General features: G+C 38.2%; 7 protein-coding genes. 3 read left to right on the top strand and 4 right to left on the bottom strand.

The features are described from left to right. Both F3H01_RS09350 and abc-f read right to left on the bottom strand, forming a co-directional pair. On the bottom strand, positions 1 to 376 hold a 376-nt coding region (locus F3H01_RS09350), incomplete at its 3' end, for a hypothetical protein (RefSeq protein WP_223155321.1). A gap of 1 nt (position 377) precedes the next feature. Continuing rightward, positions 378 to 2,309 (bottom strand): ribosomal protection-like ABC-F family protein, encoded by a 1,932-nt coding sequence (gene abc-f, locus F3H01_RS01955; protein ID WP_149724661.1) that lies wholly within the window; start codon positions 2,307 to 2,309, stop codon positions 378 to 380. Between the two features lie 103 nt (positions 2,310 to 2,412). On the opposite strand from abc-f, the gene F3H01_RS01950 reads away from it, so the two are divergent. The 3 genes from F3H01_RS01950 (at position 2,413) to F3H01_RS01940 (ending at position 4,929) form a co-directional block, all read left to right on the top strand. After that, the gene (locus F3H01_RS01950; RefSeq protein WP_149724660.1) at positions 2,413 to 3,732 is read left to right on the top strand and encodes an MATE family efflux transporter; all 1,320 of its coding nucleotides are present in this window, start codon (positions 2,413 to 2,415) and stop codon (positions 3,730 to 3,732) included. Next, a complete protein-coding gene (locus tag F3H01_RS01945) occupies positions 3,708 to 4,370 on the top strand; it encodes a M48 family metallopeptidase (RefSeq protein WP_188116338.1) in 663 nt (220 codons plus the stop codon). Before F3H01_RS01950 ends, F3H01_RS01945 begins: the two co-directional genes overlap by 25 nt. Before the next feature lie 73 nt (positions 4,371 to 4,443). Next, positions 4,444 to 4,929 carry a tetratricopeptide repeat protein gene (locus F3H01_RS01940; protein WP_087585286.1) on the top strand — a complete coding sequence of 162 codons (486 nt, stop codon included), beginning with the start codon at positions 4,444 to 4,446 and terminating at the stop codon, positions 4,927 to 4,929. A gap of 142 nt (positions 4,930 to 5,071) precedes the next feature. Here F3H01_RS01940 and F3H01_RS01935 read toward each other — a convergent pair whose 3' ends face one another. Together F3H01_RS01935 and F3H01_RS01930 are read right to left on the bottom strand one after the other, a co-directional pair. Beyond that, entirely contained in the window at positions 5,072 to 7,138 is a 2,067-nt protein-coding gene (locus F3H01_RS01935) for a TRAP transporter permease (RefSeq protein ID WP_149724659.1), read from the bottom strand. 86 nt (positions 7,139 to 7,224) lie between these two features. After that, positions 7,225 to 8,166, bottom strand: coding sequence for a TAXI family TRAP transporter solute-binding subunit (locus F3H01_RS01930; RefSeq protein WP_149724658.1), 942 nt, complete (start codon positions 8,164 to 8,166; stop codon positions 7,225 to 7,227). Between the last annotated feature and the right edge of the window lie 106 nt (positions 8,167 to 8,272).

The following is an 8,272-nucleotide window of genomic DNA, read 5'->3' as shown; positions in this document are numbered from 1 at the left end:
TATTTAATAGCCAAACAACATATAATGCCAAAATAGCTCCAATAATACTAAATTTCTTCAAAACCCCATAATAAATCACCATCAACAAAAAAAGAGAAAAGCAAAAAAACATAATCATATAAAATAAATTTTTCAACCTTTCATATAAGTCCGAATTTTCTCTATTTGTCGCGATTAGCCTAATGCTATCTATCTTATTTAAAAACCCAACCTTTTTATATTTTATCCGAACTAGATCACCTACTTCATATTTATATATTTTAGGCGAAAATGTCTCACTAAATCTCATTTTATCAACGATAATGCTAAGGCTCACAACAGAATTTTGCCTAACAACTCTCGTATTTAGCGCGCTTATCCTACCGATCTTTTTCAAGCTACTCTAGCTCCTCGGCGATCTCTAAGACTTCAAAATACTCATTTTCTAGGCTTTCAAGCTGGGCTTTTGCACTTTCAAGCTCTTCATAAAGCTTAGTAAGGCCTACTTCTTGATAAATTTTAGGATCACTAAGCCCCTCATTTAGCTCAGCCACTCTTGCTTCAAGGGCTGAAATTTTATCTGGATATGTGTTTAAAATTTGCGTTTGTTTGTAGCTTAGCTTTATGCCGGTTTTGCTTTTTTGCTTAGCTTCATTTTGGTTATTTGCAAGCTCTTTTTCAAATTTATCAAGCTCTTTTAGCTCATCTTCAAGCTCCAAATAGACGCTATACTCTTCGTGTAAGACATTTATCTTTATGCCCTCAAATGCCCAAAGCTTGTTTGCCATCTTATCGACAAAATATCTATCGTGACTTACTAGTAAGATCGCTCCTTCAAAGCTTTGCAAGTAGTCTTCTAAGATATTGATAGTTGCGATGTCAAGGTCGTTTGTCGGTTCGTCAAGTACCAATACATCGTAAGTTTTAGTAAAAAGAAGTGCAAGCGCGACGCGGTTTTTCTCACCACCACTTAAAACGCCTATCTTTTTATCCAAAAAATCCTTTGGAAAGAGGAAATTTTTAAGATAGCCATAAACATGCATATTTCGTCCACGAACTAGCACGTGATCGCCACCATTTGGGCAAAACGTCTCTATTAGGCTTTTATCATCATCAAGGACATTTCTAGCTTGATCAAAGTAGCCAATACTTACCTCGCCTCTTTTTATCTCACCACTACTTGGCTTTTCAAGTCCTAGCAAAATTTTAAGTAGCGTGCTTTTGCCGCTACCATTTCGCCCCACTATGGCGATCCTCTCGCCTTGTAATACCCTTGCGTCAAATTTTTCAAAAAGCACCTTGCCGTCTATGCTTTTGCTTAAATTTTTAAACTCAAAGAGCATTTTTTTGCGGTTTTGGCTCTGCGTTTGGTTGAAATTTTTACTCGCACGCTCTAGCTCAAGTCTCACACGCCTTATCACACCTGGATTTTTCTTAGCCTCTTCACGCATAGCGAGCACCCGCTCTTTTCTGCCCTCGTTTCGCTTTAGCCTAGCTTTTACGCCTCTTCTTAGCCACTCCTCTTCAGCCTTTAGCTGTTTTAGCAGCGTCTCATGCGACTTTGCAAGGCTTGCTAAAATTTCCTCTTTTTTGGTTAGATAGTTTGCATATCCACCCTCAAAATTTTTTAAGCTTGCATCCTCAACCTCAACGCATCTGGTTGCCAGCGCATCGATAAAATACCTATCGTGGCTTATAAAAACTATGCTTTGATTTGAGCTCTTTAGCATATCTTCAAGAAATTTGACCATGTAAACATCAAGGTGGTTTGTCGGCTCATCAAGCAGCAGCACATCAGGCTTTTTAAGGATGAGCGCACCCAGTGCCACGCGTCTGATCTCGCCACCACTTAGCGAGCAAATGGGTCTATTTTCATACTCTTTTAGCTTAAATTCTTGCAAAATTCGCTCGATCTTGTGCTCGATATTCCAGCCGTCCTTTGCCTCTATAAATTTTAAAAGCCTCTCTTGCTCTTTTAAAATTTCTTTGTTTTCAGGATCATTTGCTAGTAAAATACCGCTCTTTTCATATTCGCTTATCGCGTCAAATATCTCTTTTAGCTCGTTATTTAGCGCCTGCCTTACGGTAAAAGTGGCGTTAAAATTTGGAGTTTGTGCTAGCATCTCGACGCTTATTAAGCTCTGCACTATGCGTCTGCCACTATCTACTGCCACTTCGCCAGAGATGATCTTCATAAGCGTGCTTTTACCGCTGCCATTTTTACCGATGATCGCTATCTTTTCATTTTCATTTACACTAAAATTTACAGCGTTTAAAATCTCATTTGCGCCAAATTTTTTACTTACGTCTATCAGGTCGATTAATGCCATTTTTCTCTCATTTTTTAAATTTCTCGCGATTATATCAAAAGGGAGCTAAAACCTAATTTTGGCTATAATCGCCAAAATTTTTAAAATAATTAAGGAAAATTTAATGAACTTATCTATGAGAAAACTCGTAGTTCCGATATTTTTGGATATGTTTTTACACTTCATTACGCTCATCATCAACACCTACATGGTGACAAAAGTGAGTGTGCATCTAGTTGGTGCCATGGGTGCTGGCAATCAAGTGATGGATCTTTTTATGACCATTTTTAACTTTCTAAGCATTGGCTGTTCAGTCGTCGTCGCCCAAGCACTGGGAGCTAAAAAGAACGATCTTGCATCAAACGTTATACACGCAAGTATCACGTCAAATACGCTCTTTGGTATCTTCTCAGCTATCATTATCTACGTCTTTGGCTACAACATCTTAAATTTACTAAACGTGCCAAAAGAGCTTATAAATGATAGCTTCTCATATCTTCACATCCTTGGCTTTGCCCTACTTTTTGACGGTATCGGCATGGTGCTAGCTGCGGTGCTTCGTGTTTATAACCTAGCAACTGCTGTTATGCTAACTTCGGTTTTAATGAACGTAATTACGATTTTAGGCAACGCTATCTCCCTTTTTGGCTGGTTTGATCTGCCAAATTTAGGTCTGCAAGGTGTAGCTATCTCGACACTTGTTGGCAGATTAGTAGGCATTTTTGTGCTAGCTTATATGCTAAGTCAAAAGGCAAAAGTTAAAATTTACTTTAAAAAGCTACTTGTCGTGCCATTTGAAATTTTAAAGAAAATCCTCTCAATCGGCCTTCCAAGCGCAGGCGAAAATTTACTCTGGATGGCGCAATACATGGTCGCTTTTGGCTTTGTAGCAAGCATGGGCGAGGCTAGCCTTAGCGTGCAGACCATTTACTTTCAGATCACGCTTCTTATCTTGCTTTGTGGAGCGAGTATTAGCGTGGCAAACGAGGTCATCGTTGGGCATTTAGTTGGAGCAAGCGAGTTTAACGAGGCCTATACAAGGACATTTAGAGCGCTAAGACTTGGAGTTTTTATCACACTCGTAGTCGTGCTTATAGCTTATGCACTAAAGTATCAAATCATGGACGCACTAAATTTAAACGAAAATTTACGTACGATCATGTTGCCACTTTTTACACTTTCGATATTTCTTGAAGCGGGTAGAACCTTTAATATCGTCATCGTAAATGCCCTTCGTGCAAGCGGTGATGCAAAATTTCCTCTTGCGACTGGCCTTATCTTTATGTGGGGGCTTTCGCTGCCACTTGGATATTTTTTAGGCATCTATCTTGGCTGGGGAATTATCGGCGTTTGGATAGGATTTTGTGCTGATGAGTGGCTAAGAGGCCTTGCAAATACGTGGCGCTGGAGAAGCAAAAAATGGCAAGAAAAACGCCTAGTTTAAAGCAAAAGAGCATAAATTTAGACTTTTATGGGCTAAACGTTTTAATAAATTTTAAAACAAATGTAAAATCCATGCGTTTAAGAGTTGGCAAGGACGCTAAGATCACGCTATCTATGTCATTTTACAGCACACAAAAGATGGCTCTTAGCTTTCTTGAGATGCACAGAATTTGGCTTGAAAATACTTACAAGAAAGCTCTTGCAAATTTACCAAAAGATGATGAGATGAAATTTCTTGGACAAATTTATAAGATAAAATTTGATGAAAATTTTAAAGAGCCATTTTTTGATGGCGAGTTTGTCTTTACGCCAAATTTAAAAAGCCTTGAGTGTTTTGTAAAAGTAAGAGCAAAAGAGCTATTTTTAGAGCTTGTAAGCCATTTTCAGCCTTTTATAAATAAGCCAATCAAGCGCATCGTCATACGAAATAGCAAAACTCGCTGGGGTAGTTGCAATCACAAAAAAGGCTATATAAACCTAAGCCTAAGACTCATAGAAAAGCCGCTCTCAGCCGTACGCTACGTCGTTCTTCACGAGCTAACACACCTGCTCTATCCGCATCATCAAAAAAGTTTTTACGATTTTATAGAAAAAATCATGCCTGATTATAAAAAACAAGAGCAAATTTTAAAAGCGTAATTATTTTTCATCAAGTAAGTGTAAAAATTAATATGCTAAAATTGCATGTTAATTCACAAAAAAGGGAATTTCAATGAAAAAAATGATTTTTATCTCAATATTAGCTGCTTGTGCTTTTGCAGGTAACTTTGAAGATGGCCTAAAGGCATATGGGAGCTCGAATTTCAAAGAAGCTTTAGCTAAATTTGAAGCAGGATGTGCAGAAAATGATGCAAAATCATGTGTAAAAACTGGCGCCATTTATCAGCTAGGCAAAACAGCGACACCGGATCTAGACAAGGCTTTAGAGTATTATAATAAAGCTTGCCAAAGCGGTGAAAAAGAAGGTTGCTCGGCAGCTGGTGGGCTTTATCTAAATACTGAGCCGCAAAAAGCAAGAGAACTTTTTAATAAAGCTTGTGATAAGAATGATGGATATTCTTGCGAGATGGTAGGTTCTATCTTGATAGAAGCTAAAGAATTTAAAAAAGCTTATGAATTTTTAGTAAAAGGCTGCGAATTAGGCGATAAGATGTCTTGCGAATTTGCAGGCGATCTAAGACGCTCAAAACAACTATAATTTTTAGGCTTACGAGCCTAAAAATTTCTTAAAACAATAAAAATCCAAAAAACACACTTATTTTAAATAGAAATTACTCAAAGTATAAAGGTAGTCTAAAAATTTATATTAGAAATTTAGGCAAGAATGCTCTTGCCTAAGATTAGATTATTTTTATTTGATCAAGTGGCTTATCTTTAATGCCCCATTGAGTCATAAAAACAAATCCATAAAGGACAGCAGCTACAATATAAGCAGTGTATTCGTTTGGTATAAGATTAAATTTCGCACATATATTTGGTACAAGAGCTAGTGGCACAACAGGAATCAAAAGAATACGCTCCCAGATCCTAAGCTTTGTGACATAGTAGCCTTGAAGTAAGCTTGAAAATGCAAACATTCCCACGATCGCCATACCAAAGACAAGTAAAATTTCAAGCGGATTGCTCATCCAGACTATTCCTTTTGAATCAAGCGGATCGCCCTCGTTTACGCTTTCTATCAGCATAAGTTTATTGTTAAAGAAAAAAGCAAATGGTAAGATTGCTGTTCTTAGATCATAAAAGAATCCTTGAACACCAACGGTTATAGGATTTGCTTTGGCGATACCAGCTGCTGCATAAGCTGCGATACCAACTGGTGGCGTGTCATCAGCTAAAATTCCAAAGTAAAAGACAAAAAGATGCACAGCAATAGCTGGGATTAAAAAGCCATTTTTGTGCGCTAAAAATAAAATAACAGGTGCCACAAGGCTTGAAACTACGATATAGTTTGCCGTTGTTGGAAGACCCATTCCTAGTATAAGTGACATCATCGCAGTAAGAAGCAATATCATAACTATATTATCACCAGCAAGTAGCTCAACTAGATCTGAAAGTACTTGACCAAGTCCAGTTAGAGAGATAGAACCCACGATAATACCTGCAAGTGCGGTTGCAATGGCGATCGTTGTCATACTTTTTGCGGCTGCAACCATCGCCCAAAATATATCTTCAAAGCCTATTAACACATCATTTATTCCAACTTTTTCACCACTTGCTAGTTTTTTAACCGGCTCTTGAAAGATCATTATTAAAAATAAAAACCCAATCGCATTAAATGCTGCAGCAATGGCTGACTCTTTTGCAATTAATAGCGTATAAAGCAAAATCAAAATCGGAGTTATATAGTGAAGTCCGCTTACAAAAATTTTAAATCTTGAGTGAAACTCGCTTTGATTTATACCTTTTAAGCCAAGCTTCACGCTCTCTAAATGAACGATAAAAAATAGTGACAAATAGCAAGCAAAAGCCGGAATTACCGCTGCCATCATGACATTTGTATATGTCATGCCTAAAAACTCAGCGATAATAAAAGCAGCTGCGCCCATGATCGGAGGCATAAGCTGGCCATTTACGCCAGCTGCTACCTCGATGGCTCCAGCTTTTGTGCGTGAAAGACCGGCTTTTTTCATAAGTGGTATGGTAAATGTACCAACTGTTACAACATTTGCTGTGGAGCTTCCTGAAACCATGCCTGTTAGGCCACTTGCGATGACCGAGGCCTTAGCCGGACCGCCTCTATATTTTCCAAGAAGAGAGAAAGCTAAATTTATGAAATATTGCCCAGCACCTGCCCTCTCAAGCAATGAGCCAAAAAGAACAAAAAGATAGATAAAACTAACGCTAACTCCGATAGGCACACCAAAGATGCCCTCTGTCGTTAAAAACATATGACCTGCGATCTTTTCAAAGCTGGCACCTTGATGAGCGATGATGTCTGGCATATAAGGACCAAAGTGATCATATATCAAAAATAATATACAAATAATTGGAAGTGCTGGTCCCATGACACGCCTGCCAGCCTCAAGCAAGACAATGATCGCTAAAAACGATATGACGATATCTTGTGTGATGTAGTCCCCTGTCCTATCAGCTAGCTCATAAAAACAAACCGCCGGATAAAGCACAGCAACAACGCCTACCACGCAAAAGACTAGATCGTAAAATGGCAAACTAGAATGTGCCTTTTTATGAAAAGTGACTGGATAAAGCAAAAATACAAGCCCAACCGCAAAAGCTAGGTGCACTGAGCGTGAAATGTTAGTATTTAGTGGGAAATACGCTATATAAAGCTGAAAAACCGACCAAGAGAAACACGCAAATGCGATGAAATAGTTGTAAAAATTGCTATTTATCTCTCTTGTCTTTACTTCGACAAATTGTTCTTCGTTGTCATTAACTTCGTTCATCTTTCTCCTTTAAAATTTAAATATATAAATTTAAAAGAATTTGCATATTTAAATTTTATCCAGAGGCAAAAGCCCCTGGAAATGGACTATTTTAAAATGCCAGCCTCTTTAAATGCAGCCTCTGCAGCTGGGTGAAGCGGAGCTGAAAGGCCTTGAACAAGATCTTCTTTCTTAACTGATTTTAGCGCTGGGTGAAGAGTTTTATACTCATCAAAGTTGTCTAAGATAGCTTTTATCACAGCTTTTACAGCCTCATCTTTTGTATCTTTGCTAGTTACCAAAACAGCCTTTACGCCGATAGTATTTACATCGTGATCGACGCCGTCATAAGAGCCTTTTGGGATCACACCTTTTGCAAAGTATGGTTTCTCTTTAAGAAGCTTATCGATCTCACTACCTTCGATATTTAGGATATCAATAGGCAAAGATGTCGCAGCATCAGTGATGTTTGCGGTTGGGTGACCAACAACAAAGCTATATCCGTCTATTTTTTTATCTTTTAGTGCGTGTGGGCATTCGCCAACTGTTAAAACGCCGCGGTATCCTAGTTTTGAAACGTCAAAGCCTTTTGCTTTAAAGACTTCAAGTGTACTCACTTCATTGCCGCTGCCTGGGTTTCCGACATTGTATTTTTTGCCTGCAAATGAAGCAAGATCGCTTGTTAGACCACTATCTTTTGCTACAACAAATGCAAGAAGCTCAGGATAGATCGCAACTACTGAGCGTAAATTTTCATCTTTTGCTCCGTCAAATTTGCCAGTGCCGTTATATTTATCATAGACAACGTCACTTTGAACAAAGCCAAATGTAAGCTCTTTTTTCAAAACGTTATTCACGTTATAGACTGAGCCACCAGTTGATTGGACTGAGCATTTTACATTAGTATTTTTGTTTGCTAAACGGCAAATCGCTCCACCTATCGGATAGTATGTGCCTGTCATGCCGCCAGTACCGATACTGATAAATTCTTTTGCTGAAAGAGTTGTTGCTAAAAGCAAGCCAGCAAGTGCCAAAGAAGTAGTTTTCATCTAAGATCCTTTCAAGAAATTTAAGGCTATTTTATTCTATAAATTTAGCTTTTTACCTTATTTAATATGATATTTTCATGCCGTTTTGGTAAAGTTGCAACCATTC

It is taken from the genome of Campylobacter concisus (assembly GCF_902460875.1).
Lineage (GTDB): Bacteria > Campylobacterota > Campylobacteria > Campylobacterales > Campylobacteraceae > Campylobacter_A > Campylobacter_A concisus_AA.
The sequence above is the reverse complement of the archived record's forward strand: the minus strand, read 5'-3'. Positions and strand labels throughout refer to the sequence as shown.